Genomic DNA, 23,192 nt, shown 5'->3' on the forward strand with positions numbered 1-23,192 from the left:
TGGCCTTATCGCATTACCGCGTCGGGGTCGGTCGTCGCGGCGCGCCAGATCGGCACGAGCACGGCGGCGCTGTAGGGGAAAATGGTGAAGAAGGCCAAAGTGGCGATCTGCAGCCCGTCGACCGCCGGGACCAGCGTGAAGCTCGGGTAGAGCACGGCCCAGCCTTGCAGCACCGGCTTGAAAATCGCCGCGCCGAAATAAAAGACGTGGATGTAGGCGGCGACAAAGCCGAGCAGGAAGGCGCTCAGCGAAACGAGCACGCCTTCCCACAGCTTCATGCGGATGACGTCGCCGGTTTCCCAGCCGATGGCCTTGAGGATGCCGATCTCGCGTTTCTCCTCGGCCGACAGCCCGGACGCCTTGTCCCAGGCGAGCAGCGCGAAGGCGAGGATGGCGCCGGCCAGCACGGTGAGCACGATGCCCTCGCGCCAGTCGAAAATGCTCTGGTAGGTGCGCAGCACTTCCTCGCGCAGGATGGGGCGTGAGTCGGGCAGCGCGTTGGCGAGTTTGGCGGCGATGTTGCGCACTTCCTGCGGATTGGCGACCGACAGCGCGATGTCGGTGTAATGGCCGGCCGGGTAGTCGAAGAAGGCGCGGAAATCGTCCTCCGAGAGCAGCACGAGATCGGCCGCGAGCAGCTCGGAATCGGGCGAGAGCAGGGCGGCGACCTTGAAGCTGAACAGCTTGCCGGCATAGGAGCGGAAGGAAATCAGGTTGCCCGGCTGCAGGCCGCGTGCCCGCGCCAGCGTCGCCCCGAGCATGATGCTGCCGCTCGCCACTTCCTCGGCCGGGCGGGCCATGAAGGTGTAGTTGGCGCTTACCACCGGGTCGTAGTAATAGCCCCAGAGCCGGCCTTCCTTTTTCTGCACGCCGCGCAGGCGGCCGATTTTTTCCAGGTAGCCGGGCGGGATCAGGTCGTGGCGGCCGGCCACCATGCGCTGGACGATGACTTCCGGCGAAGCGGCGAGCACGAAACCGGCTTCCTTGCGCAAGGCCTGGGTGAACAAGGCGAGCGAGGCGAGCACGAAGACGAGCAGCGCGTAGGCGGCAAGCAGGCCGATATTCTTTGCCTTGCGCCGGGCCAATGCGGCCAGCGTGAAATCAATCAGGTGACGCTGTTTTTCCAGCCAGGGATGCATACGGGGCAGTCAGGTGAGGCGGCGGCGCGAGCAGCGCGCCGGTCGGGAAATGGTCGAAGGCGGCCGGATGGTCCTGCAATGCGGAATGCAGGTCGGCCTGCGAGGGATGGCGGGTGTAGCGAGCTTCGGTGAATAGTGAAAGATCGGTCAGGCCGAGCTTGCCGACCAGAACGCGCCGTTCGTCGCGCGCCGGCTGGCGGGCTGTGCCGAGGCGCGCCGCATCGAGCAGGCTGACCGCGAAGGCGAGCCCGGCAGCGCCGAGCAGCGCGGCGGCGAAGGTCGAGGGACGCAACATCAGAGCAATTGGCGGATGCTGGCGAGCAGTTTGTCGGTCGTGACACCGAGATCGAGCACGGCCGCCAGTTTGCCGTCCGGCCCGACGACATAGGTCGATACCGTGTGATCGACGGCATAGGAGCCATCGGCCCTGGCTGCCTGCTTGACGTAGCCGGCGCCGAAACTGCCGGCAATTTTGCCGATTTCGGCCGGTGTACCGGTGGCGCCGAGCATGTTCGGGTGGAAGAAGCCGGTGTATTCCTTGAGATGCTGCAGGCTGTCGCGTTCGGGATCGACCGAGATCATCAGCAGGCGAACCTTGGCCCGCTCTTCCGGTGTCAGCGCGTTGAGCGCCTGGCCGCCAGCGGCCAGCGAGGCCGGGCAGATGTCCGGGCAGTTCGTGTAGCCGAAATAGACGAGCAGCACCTTGCCGCGCTCGGTTTTCGTGTCAAAGGGGCCGTCGACCGTTTGCAGTATGAAATCGCCGCCGGTCGGCAGGTTGGCGGGCCGGGCCGGGCCGCCGCCGCGCAGCAAGAGGGCTGCACCGAGCAGGAGCGCGAGAAAGAGGGCAATGCCGATCAGGGTGTATTTTTTCATGGCGGACAATGCAAAAGAGCAGATGTGCAGTCTGCCCTCGGATACGTGCCGGAAACAGCGCTTATGTCAAAAGCGCCAGGATCAGAAACGATTTTCGGCCCGTATCAGGGCGCCACGCTGGGCGATGGCGGGCAGGATGATCAGCGAAGCCAGCGTAAAACCGGCGCCAAGCAGTAGCGAGACCATTTCCGGCTCTTTTGGGGTGGTCTGGTTGTGGTTCATGGTGGTTTCCCCGGTGCAGTGCTCGCATGCTAGCGAGTTTTCTGCCGGCGCAAGTGCGACATAGTGTCGCACTTGCCATGTCGCACCGCGTCCCGGATGTCGTGTCGCAAAGCTGACAATGCCTCGGCGTGGCGCGCGGAAAGCCGCATGGCTGCGTTGTTCTGCGTCGGGCGTGGATTTTGCGTGAGGGCATCTACCCTAGCCCCACGACAGAGAAAAAACATGACCCCAGAACTGCGTGCCGAGCTGCTCGCCGGCCTCAAGGACGGCAGCATCGTTCCCTATATTGGTTCGGGCGTGCTCGCCGACGTCAGGAATGTCGCGACCGGTGAGCCTATCCCGGCGGACAGCGACTCGCTGATCATCGCCATGAACGGCGGCAAGCCGATGGCGCCGAAGCTGATGTACGAATTTCCGCGCGCTGCGATGAACATCGAACTGAAGCGCGGGCGCAGCGCCGTCACCAAGTTCCTGACCCGGACCTACGGCGAGACGGAATGGACGCGCGGTGCCTTCCACGACTGGCTGAAGGAAATCGCGCCGCATTACGTCGTCGATATCAATCGCGACACGCAGCTGCAGGACTCCTACGCCGGCGTGCCGCACAACCTGGTGGTCGGCATTGCCCGCATCGGCGGTACTGATTTCCGCTACAAGCTCTATTTCTGGGACGGTGCCGCCTACCAGAAGAGCGAGGCGATCAACCCGGCCCTGCCCATCCTGTTCAAGCCGATGGGCACGCCCAAGCCGGAAGCCAATTACATCGCTTCCGATGCCGACTACGTCGATTTCATCACCGAACTGATGGGCGGCTTCTCGATTCCGCCCGAGGTCAAGGAACTGCGCAAGGGCAAGAAATACCTGCTGATGGGCCTGCGCCTGAACCGCGACACCGAACGCATGGTGATGTCCGACTTCATCTACGCCGCGGCCCAGCCGGCCGGCTGGGTCTTCATCGCGACGCCGACCGACAAGGAAAAGCGCTTTTGCAAGAAGGTCGGTCTCGAAATCATCGCTGCCGACATCTTCGACTTCATCGGCGCGCCCGTTCCCGCCTGAACTTATTCAATCAACCAAGGAAGAAACATGCTGCTCGATCGTTACCAACACCTCTTTTTCAATTCCAATTTCAAGGAAGCCGCCAGCAAGCCGGGCGTCGTCGCCTATCGTGGCGAGTTCATCCTGAAAGAGGGCGAAGTGGCTGATGCCCAGGGCCGTCGCGGTCCGCCGGCTGCGGTTCTCAAGCAGGCTGCGCTGCTCGCCGAGGGTGACGATCTGAAGCTGCTGTCCGGTTCGCTCGACGAACTGCAGGAATTCCCGCTCCTGGCTGAAATCCTGGGGGCCGATCTCAAGGCCGGCGCCATCGTCGTGCTGTTCACCATCAATATTCCCAAGGCCTTCATCACCACGGTGAACGGTGCCAGCGTCGTCTTCATCCCGCTCACCGAAGGCATGGCCTGGAATGAGCTGATCGACCTGGTCGGCCTGGAAAAGGGTGACTTCAAGGGCCAGACGTCGGCTGATAAGGTCGTCACCGTCCATGAAGCCCTCAAGTCCGAAAAATTCAAGTATCCGGAATCGACGCTCGAAGAAGCCCTGAAGACCACCAACAACGCCAAGCGCGTCACGCACGGCGCCATCTGATGCCGTGGGATGAGCGTTTTGGGCTCGGGGTGGCGGACATGGACGCCACCCACCGCGAGTTCGTCGATCTGGCCGATGCGCTGCAAGGCGCGTCGGACGCCGAGTTCCCGGCTCTCTTTGCCCGCCTGCACGAACATACCCGGCTGCATTTCGAACATGAAGGCAAGCTGATGAAGGCCTGCCGCTTCGCGGCGATCGGCGAGCACAACAGCGAGCATCTGCGTGTGCTCGGCGAACTGGCGCACTTCGCGCGCGGCGTGGCGGCCGGTCGACTGGTCAGCGCACGCCAATATGCCAAGGCGCTGCCCGAGTGGTTTGCCACTCATCTGGCGACGATGGATGCCGCGCTGGCCGGTACGCTCAAGCAGCGCGCCGCGGCGCAGTAATCAGGTCTGTTTCGGGCGGCCGGCCCAAAGGCCTTGCAGCCAGGCGCCGGCAAAGATGCCGGCCAGGGCGATCAGCAGGTCGCCATTGCCGGCCCCCAGTCCGGCCAGCGCCGGACCCGGGCAGACGCCGCACAGCCCCCAGCCGAGTCCGAACAGCACGCCGCCGCTCAGGGTCTGCCGGTTCAGTGCAAACGGGCGTTGCTGGAAGGCATCGCCGAGCAGGGCGCGTTTGCGCAGGCGCGGCGCGAGCTGGAAGACGAGCAGGTTGAGGCCAACGGCACTGCCCAGCACGAGCAGCAGCCCGAGGTCCTGGAAATTGAGGAAGGCCAGTACCGATTCCGGCCGGATCATCGTCGACCAGGCGAGGCCGAAGCCGAACAAGGCGCCGCTGGCCAGCGTGGCGATCTGGTTGAGGCGCTGCTTCATGGCGCAATGCCCAGGTAGCTCAGGGTCTGCGCGGTGACGATGGCGGTGCCGAGGAAGGTGCACACCATGAGCAGCGAGCCGGCCGACAGCGAGGCCATGCCGCAGATGCCGTGGCCGGAGGTGCAACCACCGCCCTGGCGCGCGCCGAAACCGATCAGCAGACCGCCGACGGCGAATTTCCAGGTCGGCAACTGGCTCGCCGCGAGCGGCAGGCCAAGTCCGGCGTAGACGGCGCCGCCCAGCACCAGGCCGAGCGCGTAGAGCAGTCGCCAGTGCCGGCTGTCGCGCAGGCTGGCTTGCTGAAAGAAGGGGTGCTGGCTGAACCAGGACCAGGCCGCGCTGAAGAAGGTGCTGACGCCGCCCTGGCGGCCGGTGCTCAGAAATAGCAGGGCAACGCCGCTGCCGATCAGCAGGCCGCCGATCAGGTAACGCTCGAGGCCGTTCGGGAAATAGTGGGAAATCATCAATAAGGGGGGCAGGGAGGGGACGAAATTGTCGCATCACTCGTCATGGTTTCGCGGTTTTTCGTACCTGGATTCCAGTATTTCACGTGCTAGACTGCGCCAAACAAGTAAATTAAACAGCTGCGAATCAGGGGGTAGGGTGGCGGCGAAGTGGTCCTTGCGTTTCGGTGCATTGCTGGTGACAGTGCTGTGCCTGAGCCTGTTCGGCTGGGTCGGTCTCGATCTGCAGCAGTCGCGTGAACGCGAGTTGCAGGCGGCCGAACATATCGGTGCCACGCTGACCAAGTTGCTGGAAAGTCATTTGCAGGCGACGGCGAGCAAGGTCGATCAGCAACTCTCGGATTTCGTGCAGCGCTTCCAGTTCGATATCGCAGATCGTGTGCCGCGCGCGCGCGTCGAAGAGGGGTTGCAGTACTATCTGAAGCGCATTCCGGAAGTGCGAAGCTTTCGCGTGGCCGATACCAGCGGGCGCTACCTCTATGATGCGAGTGGTGTGCTGAGCGATGTAAATATCGCCGATCGTCCCTATTTCATCCGCCTGCGTGACGATCCCGCAGCCGAACTGGTTATTTCGCCGCCTCTGGTTTCGCGAAGTACGCATGACATCGTGATCGTTTTTGCCCGCCGTCTGCAGGATCGGGCCGGCAATTTCGCCGGCGTCGTATTTGCCACCCTGCGTGCCGATTATTTCGAGCGTTACTACCGTGGGCTGGAGGTCGGGCAGCATGGCGTCATCGCCCTGTGGAGTCGCGACATGGCCTTGTTCGCCCGCGCTCCGAGGCTGCCCGAGCGGCAGGGCAGCATCCTGGAAGACAGTCCGATTCCGGCTGCGCTGCAGGCGGGCGAATCGCATGGCAGTTTCCGCCGGGCCGGTGCGCTGGACGGCAAGCAGCGTCTTTTTGTCTATCGTGCGCTGGAAGGTTTTCCATTTGTCGTCACGGTCGGTTTTGCCGAAGCCGATATCCTTGCCGAATGGAAGCGCCGGGCGCTGATTTACGGTGTGCTCGCTGTTGTGTTGCTCGGCGCCCTGCTGGCGCTGGTGCGTTCCTGGGGCATGGGCTATCGTCAGGCCGAGGCGCTGGCGGAAAAGCTGGCCGCCGATTTTGCCGACAAGTCGCGGGAGAGTCGTGCCCTGCTTGATTCGATTCCCGATCCGGCCTGGCTGCTCGACAACGATGGTCATTTCCTGGCGGTCAACGAAGCTTATTGCCATTCTTTGGGGCGGTCGATGGATGCGATCATCGGTCATACCGTCGAGGAGCTTTTCCCGGTGGAGGAAGCCAAAGTGCTGCGCGCCGGGCAACTGGAGGTCTACCGCCAGGGCGGGCCGGTCCGCCAACTGGTCTGGCTGCATCTGTGCGGCAAGCTGACCCCCTTCGAGTTCCTGCGTGTTCCGGTTTATCGCGACGATGGCCAGCCGCGCGGACTGGCCGGTGTGGCCTGGGACATGAGCGAGCGTTTCGCGGCTGAAGAGCGGCAACGCCTGATTACCCACTTTTTCGACAACGCCAACGATGCCGTCCTGATTCTTGACGAGGAGCGTCGCGTCCTGACCTTGAACAAGGCGGTGACGGCGATCAGCGGTTATACGCTGGAGGACCTGCAGGGCCGCTTGCCGCGCTTCATGGTGGATGGCTGTCAGGACCCGGCGGCACTCGACGCTGTCGTGCAGGTGCTTGATGAGCAGGGTATCTGGCGCGGTGAAATGCAGGCGGCGCGCAAGGATGGCAGCCGTTTGCCGATTTACTGCAATGTCAGCTCGATCCGCAATGACGAGGGGCGGGTCGTCAATTGGGCGGTGTTCGTCACCGATCTCAGTGAGCGCAAGGCGGCCGAGGCGCGGATCGAGTCGTTGACCCACGTCGATCAGCTGACCGAACTGCCCAACCGCCAGGGTTTCGCCCGGGTTCTTGGCGAATGGCTGGCGGCTGCCAAGCCGGGGGTATTGCTGGTTATCGATTTGAACCAGCTCAGTCGCGTCAATGATGCCTTCGGCCACGCGGCCGGCGATACCCTGCTGCGCCGGATGAGCGTGCGTCTGCGCAAATTGCTGCGCGACGGCGATGTCGTCGGTCGGCTCGGCGGCGACCAGTTCGGTGTGCTGCTCGCCGAGGGCGCACGGCCGATTGCGGCCGAAATCGTCGCGCGGAAACTGCTCGATGTGATCGGTCGACCGGTAAGCATTGAAGGCAGCGATGTCGTGACCACCGCTTCGGCCGGTATTTGCCTGCTGCATGAGGATGGCGGCGATGTCGCGATCCTGCTGCGCAATGCCGACAATGCATTGCACCATGCCAAGAACTCCGGGCCGAACAGTTTCCGCTTCTTCTCGGCCGACATGAATGTGCGGATGGAGGAACGCCTGCGCCTGGAAAGCGATTTGCGCTGGGCGCTGCCCCGCGGCGAGTTGTTGCTGCATTACCAGCCGCAGGTCGATATCCACAGCGGTGCCGTCATCGGTTTCGAGTGCCTGTTGCGCTGGCAGCATCCGGAACTCGGCATGGTCTCGCCGGTCCGTTTCATTCCGCTTGCCGAGGAAAGCCGCTTGATCCTGCCGATCGGTGCCTGGGTGCTGGAAGAAGCCTGTCGCCAGAACAAGGCCTGGCAGGATGCCGGCATGGCGCCGCTGGTGGTGGCCGTCAATCTGTCGGCGGTACAGTTCCACGGAGCCGACGTTGTCGCCGCGGTAGCGCAGGCCTTGCAGGACACCGGGCTGGAAGCGCGTTATCTTGAACTGGAAATCACCGAGAGCGTCATCGTCGAGGATCCGGAACGGGTGGTGCGCATCATGGAAGAACTCAAGGCACTTGGGGTCAGCCTGTCGATCGACGATTTCGGCACCGGCTATTCCAGCCTGTCGTATCTGAAGCGTTTCCCGATCGACAAGATCAAGATCGACCGCTCCTTCGTGCGCGATCTCGAGCGCAACAGCAACGACGCGGCGATCGTGCGCATGGTGATCGGCATTGCGACGGAGCTCGAGCGCAAGGTGATTGCGGAAGGCGTCGAAACCATCGAGCAGCTTGAGTTCCTGCGCCGTCACGGCTGCGACGAATACCAGGGCTTCTATTGCAGTCCGGGCATTCCGGCCGAACAGGTCGTCGCCCTGGTAGCCAGCTGTCAGGCCTGAACGATCAAGCCAGGGCCGGGATTCTTTCGTCCGCCAGCTTGATCAGTCCGGCGGCCTGCTGCTCGCAGGCTTCCCGGGTTTTGCCATCGAGCACCTTCAGCCAGCGTTTCGGAATGCTTTCCAGTCCGTAGCGGGCACCGGCCAGCATGCCGGCGATGGCACCGGTGGTGTCGGCATCGCCGCCGCGATTGACGATGTCGATCAGGCAATCCTCGAAACTGTCGGTGGCGAAAAAGGCCTGGAAGACGGCCTGCATGGTTTCCACGACATAGCCGCTCGGGTTCTCGCGCGGCTTGTTGTCAAACGCATAGAGCGGATGTTGCCGGGCCAGTGCATCGGCACGCGCGCGGACTGCAGCCGTGTCTCGTCCGGCGAGCAGGTCCTGGACCATGAAAACCAGGGTTTCGCCAGCCGCGTCGGAGAGTTCGTTGTTGTGCGTGACGTGCGCCTGGGCGCGGCAGGCAAAAATGGTGTTTTCCGGCGGTTGACCGCTACAGGCCAGGGCGACCGGCAGGACGCGCATGATCGCGCCGTTGCCGGCGTCGTGTTCGCTGGCGACGGCTTCCGGCCGGCCGGTTTTCCTGAATTGGATCAGGTTGCGGCGCACGGTATTGCCGATGTCGACCGGCTTGGCGCGCATCCAGGCATCGAAGGCCTGCGCCGCGGCAAGGGCATCGACGCCGCCGCTGGCCAGGATGGCGGCGCCGAGCGCCAGCGCCATGGTCGTGTCGTCGGTGACCGTGCCCGGCTTCAGGCGCAGCCAGCCGCCGCCGGTGATTTCACGGTGCACGCCGTGCGTATGGCGAATTTCGTTGGGCGTCATGAATTCGACGCTGGCTCCCAGCGCATCGCCGATCGCCAGGCCGAGGTAGGCGGCTATTGCCTTGTCGAGCCGGGGCGAAGCCCAGGGCGGTGGTGCCGCGCGCCGGCGTACCGGCGCCGTGCGGGCAATCAGTTCTCCGGTCCAAAACATTTGGCGTATTCCTGACATTGACCACAGGAGGGCGCGGGGCAAACGTAGATGCCTTCGCGCGAGCAGAATTGCCGGTAAAGAAACTTCTTCCATTTCATGTCGCCGGTGTTGGCGGCGGCGAGGGCAGGGAAGTTTGCCCACATCAGGCTGCTCAGTTCGGCCCGGTTGAGCAGGCCGAGGTCCTGCCAGAGATGGTCGCGGCCGGCGCAGGCGGTGGCGACGATATTGGCGAGCAGCAGTTCGGATGGGTGTTGGCGGGCGCGATGCTCAAGCAGCAGCTTTTGCAGGTCGCTCCATTCGGGAATCGCTTCAACCTGGCGGCTATGGCCAGAAAACTCGGCATCGGGGAAGTACTCGCCAAGCAGGTGGCGGAATACTTCTTCTCCCAATCCGAGGTCGGGCGGCAGGCAACCTTCTCCTATGCCCTGACCGGCCAGCATGCTGGCCAGCAATGAACGGTTCGGATCGCCGGCTGCCTTGCTGCTGCACGGGGCAAGCAGGAGTTCCGCGAAGATGACTTCGCGGGCGAGGCGGCGGTCCGGGCCGTTCATGATGGGTGACTCACTTGCTCGGGTATTCGATCAGCACGTCTTCATCGCGCAGCACGACCTGGCAGGCGAGGCGCCATTGGGTCGGGCAGAGGTCGTCGACGCGCATCTGGTCGATCTGGGCCTGGGTGATATGACCCATTTCCTTGAGCACTCCGATTTCGCGATCGGTCAGCGGGGCGCCCATCGGCGAGCGCTTGGCATCAACCGAGGAAACCTTGACCAGGCAGGTGCCGCATTCGCCATCGCCGCAACCGAAGTCGATCGGGATGTGGTGTTCCTTGGCCAGTTCCAGAACGGTCTGGCGGTGGCTGCCGGCGACGGCGTAAACCGTCTTGTCCTTGTGCATGTGACTGCTGAATGTAATGAGGGCCATCGTATTTCTCCTGAGCGGTTTTAGAGTTTTCTCTGTTGTGGTTGGATGTTGTTCATGCGTGGCCTGAAGGCGCATTGCGCCCAGGACGCGAAGACGAGCCGCAGGCAGTGCAAATTGCACGGCAAGGCGAAGTCGACAAAGTCATGGGGGCAACGCGCCTTCAGGCTGGTTTGACGACGATGTCGCCGCCGATGATCTGGGCCTGGCAGGCCAGGCGGTGGCCGCGCGGCGCGAGGTTGTCTTTCAGTACCTGGTCTTCCAGCATGCTGGGGGCAGCGAGGTTTTCACCGCCGGAGATGACCTTGGTCAGGCAGGTGCAGCATTCGCCTTCGCGGCAGCCGTAAACGATGCCGGCGCCGACCTTTTCCGAGACTTCAATGAGACGGGTGCCGGCCGGGACGGTGACGGTGACGCCGATGTCTTCGAAGGTGACTTTTGCTTTAGGCATTGTTTTCTCCCTGTTTTAAGCGAGCGACGCCATGTCGATCTCGCGGTGTTCGACCTGGCCGGTCAGGTGACGGGCCAGGCTTTCGCCCAGATTGCGGCAGTGTTCGAGTTCCTCGGCGGCCGGCACCAGCTTGATGCGCAGGCCGTCGACCGGTACGCGCAGCTTGAGGCCGCGCAGGCGGTCCTCGATCAGCCGTACCGCTTCGCCGCTCCAGCCGTAGGAGCCGAAGGCGGCACCGAGCTTGCCCTTGATGTTGACGGTGGTCAGCGAGGAGAGCAGATCCCAGATCGGGCGTACGGCATCGCCGTTGATGGTCGGGCTGCCGATGGCGATGCCGTCGGCCTCCTCGATCAGGTCGGTAAAGATGCCGGATTCGCCGCCTTCGAGGTCGTACAGCGAGACACGCACGCCTTCGATGCGTTCGGCGCCGGCAGCCAGTGCCTCGGCCATGCGCCGGGTATTGCCGTAGGCCGAGATGTAGAAGACGACCAGGGTCTTTTCGCTGCGCGCTTCGTTGAACAGGCGCGGCGAGGCCAGCTCGCGGTAGCGCAGTACATAGTCGCGCGGTTGGTGGCGCAGGATGGGGCCGTGCGCCGGCGCGATCAGTTGCAGGGCGAGCGGCTCGATCAAGGCCATCGCGTCGAGCACGTACTCGCGGAAGGGACGCATGATGTGGGCGTAGTAATACTCGAAGGAAAAGCGGAAATCGCCGACCCGGTCGTTGAACAGGCGGCCGTCGCAGAAATGGCAGCCGAAGACGTCGCCGGTGAACAGGATGGCGTCTTCCTCGAGATAGGTGCACTGCGTGTCCGGCCAGTGCAGGTAGGGCGTATGCAGGAAGCGCAGCGTCCGGCCGCCGAGGTCGACAGTGTCGTCGGTGGTGACCGGAATGTATTCGGGCGGCTTTTCGCCGGAAGGCTTCAACAGCGCCTTCAGCATCATCTGGGCGCGGCTCGACAGGTAAACGCGGGCCTGTGGGGCACGCTTCAATAACTCGGGCAGGGCGCCGCTGTGGTCAGGCTCGAGGTGGTTGAGGACGATGGTGGTGATTTCGTCGTAACGCGCCACCGATTCGAGGCGACGGAAGAAATCGTCGGCGAAGCTTTCCTTGACCGTATCGATCACCGCGACGCCGGTTTCGCCGCGCACGACATACGAGTTGTAGCTCGTGCCGTTGGCGGTTTTCAGGATGATGTCGAAGGTGCGCAGATGCGGGTCGAGGGCGCCCACCCAGTGGACGCCCGGAGCAATCTCGATCGCGTTATCAGTGATGGCCGCAGCTGACATGGCTGCTGTCCTCGTCCTCATGCTCATGGCTGCCGCAGCTGCCGTGGCCTTCGGGGCCATGCACGCAGGCTTCGATATTGCCAGCCGGCAATTCGACGTTATTCAGCCCGATCCAGGCGTCGACCGCTGCAACATCGAAACCGACCATGCGTTCCTCGCCGATTTCCATCAGCGGGCGGCGAATCAGCAGCGGGTTTTCCAACAGCAGATTGACGGCATGCTCGAAGCTGAGGTTCTCCGGCACGATCTGCCCGGCCTTGATCGCCGGTGCCGCCGGGTTGAACCAGCTGCCAACCGGCAGCTTGCCGATGAAGGCAAGCAAGCGGTCAGCGGTCCACGCCTCGGTTTTCAGGTTTTTCGCCTGCACGGTGTGGCCGGCGGCGGCGAGCAGGGTCTTCTGGCGAAGATTGCCCTTGCAACCGGGTTTTTCGTAAAACGTGACAACTGCCATGGGGTTATGCCGCTTCTTTCCAGAGGCCGAATTGCTTCAGCTTTTCAATCGGGATGCCGGTCAGCGAACCGGGCGGATTCAGGAATGCGCCCAGTTCATCGACGATGGCCATTTCAATCGGGCAGATCGCAGCGCATTGCGGCACGCTGTGATCGCCCAGACACTCGGTACATTTATCGTCGGCGATCAGGAAATGCGGCTTGTCTTCGTAGATCGCGTCGTTCGGACAGACATCGACGCAAGCCCAGCAATTGACGCAGGATTCGGTAATCTGGAGAGCCATTCACGCCACCTTTTTGCTATCGAGCGCGGGACTCAGCTTGCCGGTCGCCGCGATTTCCTTGTACACCGCCATCACCGCTTCCTCGATCGGCTCCATCGCATGTTCGCCATTCGGCACGATGCCGGCGGCTTCCAGCTTGCCCCAAGGCTCGTAGCCGATCTTGGAGCAGAGCACCACTTCACAGCCTTCGAGAATGCGGATGTTGCGTTCGAGCAGCGATTCCGTGGCGCCGGCATCGACGACGTCGCCGTCACCGCAGGCATCCATGCCGCCGCAGTAGAGTTCGGTCTTGCGATGGCTCATGAAGCGCGCGCCAGCCGGCGAGGCCTCGTAGATCAGGAACTCCTTGGCGTGACCGAAGTGTTCGGCGACGACGCCGTTCTTGCCGGCTACCGCCATGAGCACCGGGCGGGCATCAGCCGGAATGCCGAGTTCTTCGGCCTTCGGCTTGACGTTGCCGCGCTTGGCTTCAAGCTGTTCGATGATCGAGTCGTGCACTTCCTTGCGGCGGACCATGGCGGCTTCGTAATCGACCTCCATGACGTCGATCTTGTCCATGGTGAACTCGTCGCCGCGATCCTCGCCGAGCAGGCCGACCGCATCGGCACGGCACTGGCGGCAATGGCGCATCATCGCCATGTCGCCGGCACAGGCGTCCTGCAGTTCCTGCAGTTGCTCCGGCGTCGGTTCCGGCTGCTCCATGATCCCGTAGTAGGTGCCGTGCTCCGGCTCGGCGATCAGCGGCATGACGTTGTGCAGGAAGGCGCCCTTGGCCTTGACGATCTTCGAGACTTCCTTGAGATGCTCGTCATTGACGCCGGGGATCAGCACCGAATTGACCTTCACCAGGATGCCGCGCTCGGTCAGCATCTGCAGACCCTTCTGCTGCTGCTCGATGAGGATGCGTGCGCCTTCGACGCCGAAGATGCGCTTGTTCTCCCAGAAAATCCACGGGTAGATCTTGGCACCGACTTCGGGATCGACGCAGTTGATGGTGATCGTCACGTGGTCGATGTTGTGCTGAGCAATACGGTCGACATACATCGGCAGGTTGAGGCCGTTGGTCGACACGCAGAGCTTGATGTCCGGGGCGCGCGCCGAAAGCTCTTCAAAAGTCTCGAAAGTGCGGGCCGGGTTGGCGAGAGGGTCGCCGGGGCCGGCGATGCCGAGTACCGTCATTTGCGGGATTTCGGCGGCGACGGCGAGCACCTTGTTGATCGCCTGCTTCGGCGTCAGCACTTCGGAAACGACGCCCGGACGGGATTCGTTGGAACAGTCGTACTTGCGGTTGCAGTAATTGCACTGGATGTTGCAGGCCGGGGCCACGGCAACGTGCATGCGGGCAAAGTAATGGTGCGCCTCTTCGGAGTAGCAGGGATGATCCTGAACCTTGGCGCGGATGTGATCGGGCAGGTGGGCCAGTGCGTCGGGCGCACTGCCGCAACCGCTGGAGGCGCAGCCGCCGCCTTCTGCGGCCGGCGGGGTATTGCTGATAACTGGAAGTTCCACGATGAAGGCTCCTCGAAATCGGTTTGCAGCCTATTCAGCAATCGCTGTGCCAGTCATGTTTGTTTATTTGAATCAATGGTTTGCTTGTTTGTTGTCTTGGCTCTGTCGGTTACCTTGTCAGAAACGCGACAGCCCGCGGCCGGCTTCCCGACCTTGCCGGCTGATCATCCCCGTCTGTTTTGGAGAGTTCGCCGTGTCAAGACATTGTTCTATGTCATTTGATTGACTTCGCGCGGCGTGCTCCTACAATCGGGAGGATTCCGGGGGCGGGGCGACGCGATCTGCCGCAGGCGGCCCGGACGCATTCACGGGGAGATGCAGCATGGCAAACCTGAAACTGTTTTATGCGACCAACCGGCACCACCTGGGCGATGCCTTGCATCCCGATGGTTACGGCACCAAGTTCAGCGACGACGGCATGGAAAACCTGCGTTTTGGCGTGTTGACCGTCAAGGCCGCCGATGCGCAGATCAAGAAGTGCCTCAAGGCCGATGTCGGGCCGCTCGGCAAGGGCAATGGCGAAAAGCTCAGCGAATACCTGGCAACGTGTGCGGCAACGGCGAGCATCGATGTCTATCCCGAGTCGATCAGCAAGGATATTGCCGATGTCGCTCAGAAAAACGCCAAACTCGGCTCGCTCGCCATGTTCGAGGACCTGATGTGCCTGATGGAGGCGAGCAGCGATGTGCTGATCTACATCCACGGCTTCAATGTCAAATGGAACGAAGCGGTGGGCGGCGCACTCGCATTGCAACTGATGCTCGACAACAGTCCGCGGCGCGATCCGGCGCAGAACCTCTCGGTCGTGCTCTTCTCCTGGCCATCGGACGGCGCGGCGCTGCCCTGGGTGTCCTACAAGTCGGACCGCACCGAGGCGGCCGGCTCGGGCGGTGCGGTCGGGCGCGCCTTCCTCAAAGTGCGCGATTTCCTGGTCGGCCTGCGCGACAAGGCACGCGCCGGCGGGCGTGAGCTGTGCGGTCAGGACATCCATCTGCTCTGCCATTCGATGGGCAATTTCCTGCTCGAAAACGCACTCGCCCGGCTCTACGACTTCTCGCCGGGCAATGCCCTGCCGCGCCTGTTCGAGCACGTCTTCCTGTGCGCGCCCGATCTCGACGACAACGCGCTGGAAGAAGGCAAGGCGCTTGGCCGGATCAACCAGATCGCGCGCCAGGTGACGCTCTATTACAACCGGCACGACAAGGCGATGTATGTCTCCGACTACACCAAGGGCAATCCGGAGCGCCTCGGCCATAACGGCGCCGCGCATCCGGCGCAATTGCACAACAAGATCCACCAGGTCGATTGCACGCCGGTGGTCAGCGACTTCACCGGCCACAGCTACTACCTGAGCGGCAGCGTCAATGCCGACATCCGCCTGAGCATCGACGGCCGGGCGCAGGACGATGCGCTGCGCCAGCGTGCGCGCAACGCCAATCTCGACAATTGTTGGACGATGCAGGTGGCGCCATGAGGAATTTCGCAGCATTTTTGCCCTTTTTGCAGCGTGGACCGCTGGGCTGGCTGGCAATACTCTTGTTGTTGCTTGGGCTCGGTGGCTGCGCTTCGTCAGCGGTCGACTCTTCGCCAGCGGCAGAAATGCCGGTTCGGGCGAGTGCCGTGGCGCCGGCGCCAATGCCAGCGCCTGCACCGACGCTGCCGGCGCCACAGCCGGAAAGTGCGCTACCGGGCGAGGTGCCGCAGGCCGTTGCAGCGGCGCCGGCTGCTGTCGCAACGAGCGCCCCGCGCAGCGGCTCGGCCCGCCTGTTAAGAGCGCGCCGCGCGGCCAGCCAAGCGCCGGAAGTTGCCTTCCTCGAAGCCGAAACGCCGCCGCCCGAACTGGTCGAGGCCAGTCTGGCCTACAGTGTGACGCGCGAGATGCACATCGGGCGCAGTTATCCGGTCGAACTCTGGCTCGATCAACAAGTCGGCGAGGCCGATCTCGGGCGCAATCTGGCCTTGAAGATCAAGCCGGCGGCGGGCGAGGTCAATACCGGGCGGCTGGTCGTCGAACTCGGCAACGAAGTGGTCGCCGAGCTGCTGGTGTTCAACGGCGAGTTCGAGGTCAATCCGGCCGGCCCCATCGTCCAGCCGGTATTGCCCAAGGTGCCGCTGCGCTGGCAATGGCTGGTCAAACCGCTGAAAACCGGCGAACTGAAGCTGCAGGTTCGGGTCGCGGCGCGCGTCAGCGGGCGGGAAAGTGGCGTCAGCACGCCCTATCTCGGCAGCGTTATCGTCACTTCGTGGCCACCGGCGACCTTCGAGGAATTCATTGAATTGCTCAAAAGCTGGGTCAGGCAGGTGGACAGCCTGTTTGCCCTGCTCGGCACCAGCCTGGCCGCGATTGCGGCATTTTTCTTCAAGCGCGGTAACGGCGAAAAGACGGCCGAGTAGACGTGCCCCTGCGGCGGCAAGCGGTCAAAAATGCCGTTGCGGGCAGGTCGACCGCTCGGGATTCGCGTTGATGTGCATGCCAGGGCCGGTTGATCCGGCCCTGCTTATTTCTGGCGCGCCGACAGTTTGTCGAGCAGCAGCTTGAAGAAGATGTCCGGGTCGATCGGCTTGGTCGAAAAATCATCCATGCCGGCCGCCAGGCAGCGTGCCTTGTCTTCGGCAAAGGCATTCGCGGTCATCGCGATGATCAGCTGTTCCTCGCCGCCGGGCAGGGCGCGAATGCGCCGGGTTGCTTCGAGGCCGTCCATGCGCGGCATCTGCATATCCATCAGGATCAGCGCATAGTGCGGCTGTTGCTGGAACAGCGCGACGGCCTGTTCGCCATCTTCGGCGGTGTCGACGTGAAAGCCGATTTCTTCGAGCAGGATCTGGGCGATCTCGCGATTGATCGGTTCGTCCTCGACCAGCAGGACATGGCTGCCGGCAAAGCTCTGGCGCAGGGAGGCTTCGGCGTCGAGCTCATGCGCGATTGGGTGTTCGGCTTGCGGCTGCGGCTTTTTCAGGCGGGCGGTGAACCAGAAGATGCTGCCCTTGCCCGGTTCGCTTTCGACCCCCACTTCGCCGTTCATGGCATCGGCAATTTTCGCGGTAATCGCCAGGCCGAGCCCGGTGCCGCCATATTTGCGCGTCGTCGAGCCGTCCGCCTGTTCAAAGGCGGTGAACAAGCGGGGCAGGGCCTCCGGTGCAATGCCGATGCCGGTGTCGCTGACCTCGAAACGCAGCAGCAGGCTGGCGGCATCTTCTTCGAGGATGACGGCGCGCAGGGTGACGCTGCCCTGTTCGGTGAATTTCACGGCATTGACGGCGTAATTGAGCAGCGCTTGCTGCAGGCGGGTCCGGTCGCCAAGCACCAGCGGCGGCAACTCGGGCAAGGTATAGGAGAGTTGCAGCTGTTTTTCCTTGGCTCGCAGCTGCAGCATCGAACTGACGTTTTCAAACAGGCTGCCGACCGGGAAGCTGCTTTCTTCGAGGATCAGTTTGCCGGCTTCGATCTTGGAAAGGTCGAGCACCATGTTGATGACTTCAAGCAGATGCTCGCCGGCCGCCTCCAGCTTGCCGAGGCGTTCGCCCTGCGCCGGGCTGAGGCCGGCCCGGCGCATGAGCAGGGCCATGCCGCTGATCGCATTGAGCGGCGTGCGGATTTCGTGACTCATGTTGGCGAGGAAGGTGCTCTTCGAGCGGCTGGCCGCCTCGGCCGCTTCCTTGGCCTGGTAGAGGGCGGTGGTGCGTTCGCTGACGCGCGCCTCGAGGCTCGCGTTCATGTCGCGCAGCTCATGCTCGCGTTCGAGAATGGCATTGGCCATCTGGCCGATGTCGTCGGAAAGGTGATTGAATTCGGTGATGCGGCCGCGCGGCCAGGCGTCTACCGTTTCGCCCTGGGCGATCTGGTGCGCCTGACGGACGATGCCGGCCAGTGGCCGGAGCAGGCGCGAGGCGCCGTACAGGGCGAGCAGGGAGCCGATCAGCAAGGATGCCAGGAAACCGCCGCAGACGATGAAGACGGTCATGCGGATTTCCGGGTGGGCGAGGCCGGCCGGCAGGCGGGCGATGAAGGACCAGCCGAGGGCGGCCGAGCGGGCGCCGCCGACGTAATAGTTGCGCCCGTCGAAAGCATATTGCGTGGGCAGGGTTTCACCCTTGAGCACGGCATTGAGGATGGGCGAGTTGTAGAGATTCAGTTCGCCGACCCGCTTGGCCGATTCGGTATCGGCGAGCAGTTCGCCGCGCTGGTCGAGGACCCAGATTGCCCTTTGTTTTTCCCCGGGGTTGCGATCGAGGATATTGAGCAGGTAGCCGAGCGGAATTTCCGCCAGCAGCACCTGCTCGTTGCCGGCCGGTACGGCCAGCCCGACGGTCACGACGCCGCTCAGCGCCGACAGGTACTTGTCGCTCCAGACCGGGCCGGCGCGCAGTTTGACTTCACGAAAGAGCGGCGTGCCGGAAAGGTCGCTGCCGAGCACCTCGTGTTCGAGATGGCGATACTCGGGCGGCAAACCGGCGGTGATCACTTCGCCCTTGGCCGAGAGCAGATACAGCGCCCGGAAAACCTTGCCACCGGCAACCGTCTGTCCAATCAGCGCGGTCGGTGATGCGCTGTTGCCGAGCGCACTGGCGACCAGGGCCAGTTGCTCCTGCTGGGCCAGCATCTGCATTTCGATGCGGAAGGCCAGCTCGCGGGCGTCGCCTTCGGCGCGGGTGCGGATTTCCGACTCCAGCTGTGGAATGCGGGTGAGCAGGAAGATCGAGCCGACGATCAGGAAGGTCAGCACCGAGGTTACTGCGAGCAACACGCCGAGGTAAGCGTGCAGTCGCCATTCGCGCAAGGCGGGTGGGGTCATTTGAGCTGGTGCAGGCTGCCGTCGTGGATTTCGGTGAAAAAGACCCGGCGCGTCGCGTCGCCATTGGTGTCGAAGCGGATTTCCTGCTGTACGCCCTGATACGGGCCGTATTTGAGCAAGGCTGCCTTCATGTCCTCATCCTTGTCGCGTTTCTGCAGCGCGGCAAAGACGACGTTCGCCGTGTCGTAGGCAAGCAGCGAGAAGGAGCCGAATTCGCGCTGGAAGCGTTGCTTGAAGGCGTTGCGGAAATTCTGGTAGGCGACGCCGGGATCGTCGCGGTTGTAAGCGTGGGTCATCAGCATGCCTTCGACGGCGCTGCCGCCCATTTCGCTGAGCGCTTCGCCGGAGGCCGCCCATTCCGAGGAGCTGAGCGGCAGGCCGGGGGCGAGGCGGCGGGCCTGCTGCGCCAGGCGCGCCGTATCGAGCGTGCTGGCGACAAAGATCAGCGCATCCGGCCGGTCGGCGAGCAGCCGATTGATGACGTCGGAAAAACGTGTGCTTGCCGTCGATTCGAAACCGGCGGTGCTGCTGGTGACACCGCCCAGTTTTTCGAACTCGGAAGAGAATCCCTTCACCCAGGTTTCGCCAAAGGGCAGGTTGGAGGCGTCGAAGGCGAGGCCAACCCGGCGGCTGCCGCGCTCGTAGAGCACCCGGGCATGCTGGATGGCGGCTTCGCGGGTGGTGCAATTGACGCGGAAGAGGTTGTCATCCTTGCCGTAAAAATCAGTCGATGCCACGGTCGGGCTGATGATGATCTGGCCGGCCTGATTGAACAGCGGCATGACCACGGCCGCCATCGAACTGGTGACCGGGCCGATGATGATGTCGGGGTGCAGTGCGATCAGTTCCTGGGCGGCCTGTCTGGCCTTGTCCTTGTCCTGGCCGTCGTCGCGCACGAGCAGTTCGATCTTGCGGCCATTGATGCCGCCAGCCTGGTTCTGTTGCTCGACGGCGAGAATGACGCCATTGCGGACGCTTTCGCCAAAATCCGAGCCACGGTCGGAAAGACCCGCGAGCAGACCGATCCGGATCGGCTCGGGCGGCGTGCAGGCGGCTAGTGCGAGCAGCAGGCAGGATGCGCCGAGCAGCCGCGAAGTTCCATGCAGGATCAAGGCATCTCCCTCCTCGTTATTTGTTCTTTTGTCGCCATCTCCGTGGCGAGCCGATTTTGTACCACCCGGCTCCGGGAGGGTCAAGCGCGATGCCAGCAGCCATGCGGGATTCGGCCATTCCGGATGATTAGCCGGCGGCCCTCGTCAGCGCCCCGCAAAGCCCGTGGATGGCCCGGGGCCGGGCTTGCGGCGGCATGGCCTGGCAGCGCGCGATGTTTGTCGCATTGTCGACAAATGCCCATTGGCTATCTGGCTGATTCTGCGTGTTTTCCCGATGGCGCCGCTCTTGCTTGGTGCTCTGCATGAAAACCCATCTCGACTGGTCGGCCTACGATACCTACGGTGCCGGCGACGCTTATGCCGGCATTCCGGCGACCGGCGGCAATTACGCCAAGGCGGTCGCCGTGTGCATGAACAATCACCAGTGCCAGCGCGACGGCAAGGGCGTCATGTGCCCGAGCTACCGCATCACGCACGATCCGGCGCATTCGACCGGTGCCCGTGTCAAGGCCTTCAAGGCGGCGCTCAACGGTGAACTCGGCGACGAGCCCTTTTCTCATCCTGATCTGGCGGCGGCGATGGATCTCTGCGTCTCGTGCAAGGGCTGCAAGAAGGAATGCCCGAGCGCCGTCGATATGACCCTGATCAAGACCGAATACCTGGCGCAGAAAAACGAACGCCACGGCGTCTCGCTGCGCGCCCGCCTGTTCGGCAGCCTGCCGGCCTGGCTGCATCGCTGGCGGGCTCCCTTGGCCCTGCTCGTGCGCTGGCGCAATGCCTCGCCCTGGCTGGCGGCGCTCGCCGAACGCCGGCTCGGCATCTCGGCCCGGCGACCGATCCCGGCAATCGTCGGCGGGCCGCTGCCGGCAGCCGAAGCGCCGGCCAGCGGTCAACGCGGCAAAGTGCTCCTTTTTGTCGATACCTTCACGCATTACTACACGCCGGAAGTCGCCAGCGCGGCGCGCGCAGTGCTGACCGCCGCCGGCTACGCCGTCGAGATGCTGCGCCCGGCGGCCGACGACGGCGAGCCGGAACGGCCGTTGTGCTGCGGCCGGACGTACCTGTCGCAAGGCATGGTCGAGGCGGCCAAACGCGAAGGCAAGCGGGTCATGGCGGCGCTGGCGCCGGCCTTGGCGGCAGGAACGCCGATCATCGGGCTGGAGCCCTCGTGTTTGCTCGCCCTGCGCGACGAGTTCTACAGCCTGTCGCTCGGCCCGGATGTGGCACAACTCGGCAAGCAGGCCTTCCTCTTTGAAGAATTCCTGATGCGCGAGGCGAACAAGGGGATGCAGCTCAAGCTGCAGCCGATTCCCGGCGGCAAGGCACTGGTGCATGGGCATTGCCACCAGAAGGCCTTCGGCGCGATGAAATCGGTCAGAAAGGTACTCGCCTGGATCCCGGAATTCGAGTTCGAGATCATTGACGCCAGCTGCTGCGGCATGTCCGGCAGTTTCGGGCTGGAAGCCGAGCATTACGCCGCCTCGGTGGCGATGGGCGAGTTGGCCTTGTTGCCGGCCGTACGCGCAGCTGCGCCGGACACCCTGATCGTCGCCGACGGCTTTTCCTGTCGTCACCAGATCGCCGACGGCAGCGGCCGCCAGGCGATACACGTGGCGGTGTTGCTGCAGCGGGCGCTGGCCTAGGCGGCGATGCGCGCAGCCGGTTCGATCCGGGTTTCCCAGTCGGCGACGCGGATCTTGAATTTCTCGAGGATCTGCCGGTGCAGGCTTTCGTATTCGCTTTGCATCCCGCATTGCCGGTAAAGATCGAGCAGCATCTTCCACGGCTCGATGTCGTCCGGCGAATTGTTGGCGATATATCTGGCCAGCGTTTCCATGGCGCCGCGCGCCCGGCCCGAGGCGAGCAACATCTCGACCAGTGCCAGTTCGGTATTGTTCTCGTCGAACGGCAACTCGGCGACGCCGATGTCCGGCACGGCCCGTTCTGTCGAAGGTTCCGGCTGGCGACTCGGGCTTTCGGGCAGCCCGCTCCGGTCGACCTGCACTTCCGGATGATAGCCGTTCATGATCAGCGGCATTTCCTTGGCTACCAGGCGTTCCCGGCGCCGGCCGAGGAGATGGGCGAGGAGGACGGCAATGCCGCCGCCGGCGAGCGCGCTGAACAGCAATTCCTGGCCGCCGTTGGCCTGCTTCTGGTTGGTTGGCGGCACTTGCTCGATCTGCTGCGCCAGTTGCAGGCGGTTTCTTTCAAGCAGGGCAGCATTGGTTTCATTGAGGGCGACATCAAGCTTGCTGACTTCGGCATGCAGGGTGTGCAGGGTCTGCTCCAGCTTGAGGATGCGTTCCTCGATCTGGCCCAGCGTTTCTCCCGTGGCGGACAAGGGATTGGGCACCGGGGCGGGCGGCGTTGTACTGACCATGACCCGGTCGACCTTGGCCGCTGTGCGAGGGGCCTTGCTCCTGGCTGCGGCCTGGCGCGTCCGGGTTGCCGGCGCAGGCGGTATGGCGGTGAGTTCGGACTTGGTGCGGCTTTCCGCCTGCGGCCGGCGTGGCGCGCGCAACAGAATGGCGGTGCCTTCCGGCAAGGCCTCGTCGCGCGCGATGCCCGGGTTGGCCCGGCGGAGAGCCGCCAGGCTGCGCGCCTGCTGGCGCGGGTTGCCGGCAGCGAGACTGGCGGCGATTTCGCGCAGGGTTTCACCTTCGCGGGCGAACCAGGTTTGTCCATCGGCCGGGCGTACCATGTCCACGGCATTGCTCACCAATTCGATTTCGCCGAATTGCGGCGGGTCGGGCATCAGGACGTAGGTGCGCTGGAGTTCCATGCTGCAGCGTGCCTTGATCGCGAGCACGAAGGCCGGATCGGCAATCGGCTGGCGGCTGCGCAGGCTGAGGTGGTAGGTGCCGGCTTTGCGGACCAGACTCAGGCTGGCAGTGGCCAGCACCGGCAGGCCGGGGGCATCGTCGCGGACCACGGCAAAGCATGTGGCATCCGGAATCTCGCCGTCTGCGGTGTGCAGGGGAATATCGGCCCGGAGGCTTTCCCCGAGCCGGGAATGCAAGGTGATTTCCCCCAACCCGATTGCGCTTGCTTCGCTGCTGCACAAGGCCAGCAAAATGGCCTGGAGCAGGATTTTTTCAGGAGTCATGACCGCCCCTTTATTTTGTTTC

At 63.6% G+C, this 23,192-nt stretch carries 24 protein-coding genes; 7 read left to right on the forward strand and 17 right to left on the reverse strand.

Translation table 11 applies throughout. The features are described 5' to 3' along the window. Positions 1-5: 5 nt before the first annotated feature. The 4 genes from KIG99_RS14835 to KIG99_RS14850 form a co-directional block, all read right to left on the reverse strand. Positions 6-1,139, reverse strand: a complete 1,134-nt coding sequence (locus KIG99_RS14835) for an ABC transporter permease (RefSeq protein ID WP_226460850.1) — start codon at positions 1,137-1,139, stop codon at positions 6-8. Beyond that, on the reverse strand, positions 1,102-1,434 hold the full coding sequence (locus tag KIG99_RS14840) for a hypothetical protein (protein ID WP_226460851.1): 333 nt from the start codon (positions 1,432-1,434) through the stop codon (positions 1,102-1,104). The genes KIG99_RS14835 and KIG99_RS14840 overlap by 38 nt, the downstream gene beginning before the upstream one ends. Further along, positions 1,434-2,012 carry an SCO family protein gene (locus tag KIG99_RS14845; RefSeq protein ID WP_226460852.1) on the reverse strand — a complete coding sequence of 193 codons (579 nt, stop codon included), beginning with the start codon at positions 2,010-2,012 and terminating at the stop codon, positions 1,434-1,436. Before KIG99_RS14845 ends, KIG99_RS14840 begins: the two co-directional genes overlap by 1 nt. Before the next feature lie 81 nt (positions 2,013-2,093). Next, positions 2,094-2,234 (reverse strand): hypothetical protein, encoded by a 141-nt coding sequence (locus KIG99_RS14850; RefSeq protein WP_226460853.1) that lies wholly within the window; start codon positions 2,232-2,234, stop codon positions 2,094-2,096. A gap of 222 nt (positions 2,235-2,456) precedes the next feature. On the opposite strand from KIG99_RS14850, the gene KIG99_RS14855 reads away from it, so the two are divergent. From KIG99_RS14855 to KIG99_RS14865, 3 genes are read left to right on the forward strand one after another with little or no spacing between them, the layout of a single operon-like run. Next, a complete protein-coding gene (locus KIG99_RS14855; protein ID WP_226460854.1) occupies positions 2,457-3,293 on the forward strand; it encodes an SIR2 family protein in 837 nt (278 codons plus the stop codon). 27 nt (positions 3,294-3,320) lie between these two features. Further along, on the forward strand, positions 3,321-3,878 hold the full coding sequence (locus tag KIG99_RS14860; protein ID WP_226460855.1) for a hypothetical protein: 558 nt from the start codon (positions 3,321-3,323) through the stop codon (positions 3,876-3,878). Continuing rightward, complete coding sequence (locus KIG99_RS14865) at positions 3,878-4,264, forward strand: bacteriohemerythrin (protein WP_226460856.1); 387 nt, start codon at positions 3,878-3,880, stop codon at positions 4,262-4,264. The genes KIG99_RS14860 and KIG99_RS14865 overlap by 1 nt, the downstream gene beginning before the upstream one ends. Here the strand turns inward: KIG99_RS14865 and KIG99_RS14870 are convergent, their stop codons facing one another. Continuing rightward, complete coding sequence (locus KIG99_RS14870; protein ID WP_226460857.1) at positions 4,265-4,690, reverse strand: DUF6691 family protein; 426 nt, start codon at positions 4,688-4,690, stop codon at positions 4,265-4,267. After that, positions 4,687-5,154, reverse strand: a complete 468-nt coding sequence (locus KIG99_RS14875; protein WP_226460858.1) for a YeeE/YedE family protein — start codon at positions 5,152-5,154, stop codon at positions 4,687-4,689. The genes KIG99_RS14870 and KIG99_RS14875 overlap by 4 nt, the downstream gene beginning before the upstream one ends. Positions 5,155-5,311: 157 nt before the next feature. Between KIG99_RS14875 and KIG99_RS14880 the strand changes: the two genes are divergently transcribed. Beyond that, on the forward strand, positions 5,312-8,284 hold the full coding sequence (locus KIG99_RS14880) for a bifunctional diguanylate cyclase/phosphodiesterase (protein ID WP_226460859.1): 2,973 nt from the start codon (positions 5,312-5,314) through the stop codon (positions 8,282-8,284). Between the two features lie 4 nt (positions 8,285-8,288). Here the strand turns inward: KIG99_RS14880 and draG are convergent, their stop codons facing one another. The 8 genes from draG to nifB all read right to left on the reverse strand — a co-directional run bounded on the left by draG (position 8,289) and on the right by nifB (position 14,159). After that, positions 8,289-9,257, reverse strand: a complete 969-nt coding sequence (gene draG, locus KIG99_RS14885) for an ADP-ribosyl-[dinitrogen reductase] hydrolase (RefSeq protein ID WP_226460860.1) — start codon at positions 9,255-9,257, stop codon at positions 8,289-8,291. Next, entirely contained in the window at positions 9,236-9,808 is a 573-nt protein-coding gene (locus KIG99_RS14890) for a nitrogen fixation protein NifQ (protein WP_226460861.1), read from the reverse strand. Before KIG99_RS14890 ends, draG begins: the two co-directional genes overlap by 22 nt. Positions 9,809-9,818: 10 nt before the next feature. Beyond that, a complete protein-coding gene (locus KIG99_RS14895) occupies positions 9,819-10,181 on the reverse strand; it encodes a 2Fe-2S iron-sulfur cluster-binding protein (RefSeq protein ID WP_226460862.1) in 363 nt (120 codons plus the stop codon). A gap of 160 nt (positions 10,182-10,341) precedes the next feature. Beyond that, a complete protein-coding gene (locus tag KIG99_RS14900; protein WP_226460863.1) occupies positions 10,342-10,629 on the reverse strand; it encodes a 2Fe-2S iron-sulfur cluster-binding protein in 288 nt (95 codons plus the stop codon). 15 nt (positions 10,630-10,644) lie between these two features. After that, positions 10,645-11,916: an FprA family A-type flavoprotein gene (locus KIG99_RS14905; protein ID WP_226460864.1), complete on the reverse strand. Its 1,272-nt coding sequence runs from the start codon at positions 11,914-11,916 to the stop codon at positions 10,645-10,647. After that, positions 11,894-12,367: an ArsC/Spx/MgsR family protein gene (locus KIG99_RS14910; protein WP_226460865.1), complete on the reverse strand. Its 474-nt coding sequence runs from the start codon at positions 12,365-12,367 to the stop codon at positions 11,894-11,896. Before KIG99_RS14910 ends, KIG99_RS14905 begins: the two co-directional genes overlap by 23 nt. Positions 12,368-12,371: 4 nt before the next feature. Beyond that, positions 12,372-12,650, reverse strand: coding sequence for a 4Fe-4S binding protein (locus KIG99_RS14915; RefSeq protein WP_226442727.1), 279 nt, complete (start codon positions 12,648-12,650; stop codon positions 12,372-12,374). After that, complete coding sequence (gene nifB / locus KIG99_RS14920) at positions 12,651-14,159, reverse strand: nitrogenase cofactor biosynthesis protein NifB (protein ID WP_226460866.1); 1,509 nt, start codon at positions 14,157-14,159, stop codon at positions 12,651-12,653. A gap of 322 nt (positions 14,160-14,481) precedes the next feature. On the opposite strand from nifB, the gene KIG99_RS14925 reads away from it, so the two are divergent. Next, a complete protein-coding gene (locus KIG99_RS14925; protein ID WP_226460867.1) occupies positions 14,482-15,633 on the forward strand; it encodes an alpha/beta hydrolase in 1,152 nt (383 codons plus the stop codon). Beyond that, positions 15,630-16,553 (forward strand): hypothetical protein, encoded by a 924-nt coding sequence (locus KIG99_RS14930; RefSeq protein ID WP_226460868.1) that lies wholly within the window; start codon positions 15,630-15,632, stop codon positions 16,551-16,553. The genes KIG99_RS14925 and KIG99_RS14930 overlap by 4 nt, the downstream gene beginning before the upstream one ends. Positions 16,554-16,657: 104 nt before the next feature. Here KIG99_RS14930 and KIG99_RS14935 read toward each other — a convergent pair whose 3' ends face one another. Both KIG99_RS14935 and KIG99_RS14940 read right to left on the reverse strand, forming a co-directional pair. Beyond that, positions 16,658-18,952 carry a hybrid sensor histidine kinase/response regulator gene (locus KIG99_RS14935; RefSeq protein ID WP_226460869.1) on the reverse strand — a complete coding sequence of 765 codons (2,295 nt, stop codon included), beginning with the start codon at positions 18,950-18,952 and terminating at the stop codon, positions 16,658-16,660. Beyond that, positions 18,949-20,064: an ABC transporter substrate-binding protein gene (locus tag KIG99_RS14940; protein WP_226460870.1), complete on the reverse strand. Its 1,116-nt coding sequence runs from the start codon at positions 20,062-20,064 to the stop codon at positions 18,949-18,951. The genes KIG99_RS14935 and KIG99_RS14940 overlap by 4 nt, the downstream gene beginning before the upstream one ends. A gap of 302 nt (positions 20,065-20,366) precedes the next feature. Between KIG99_RS14940 and KIG99_RS14945 the strand changes: the two genes are divergently transcribed. Beyond that, positions 20,367-21,707, forward strand: a complete 1,341-nt coding sequence (locus KIG99_RS14945) for a (Fe-S)-binding protein (protein ID WP_226460871.1) — start codon at positions 20,367-20,369, stop codon at positions 21,705-21,707. Here KIG99_RS14945 and KIG99_RS14950 read toward each other — a convergent pair. After that, positions 21,704-23,170 (reverse strand): type IV pilus assembly protein FimV, encoded by a 1,467-nt coding sequence (locus KIG99_RS14950; RefSeq protein ID WP_226460872.1) that lies wholly within the window; start codon positions 23,168-23,170, stop codon positions 21,704-21,706. The genes KIG99_RS14945 and KIG99_RS14950 overlap by 4 nt on opposite strands. Positions 23,171-23,192 lie beyond the last annotated feature (22 nt).

Origin of the sequence: Quatrionicoccus australiensis (assembly GCF_020510425.1) — a bacterium.
GTDB classification, from domain to species: domain Bacteria; phylum Pseudomonadota; class Gammaproteobacteria; order Burkholderiales; family Rhodocyclaceae; genus Azonexus; species Azonexus australiensis_A.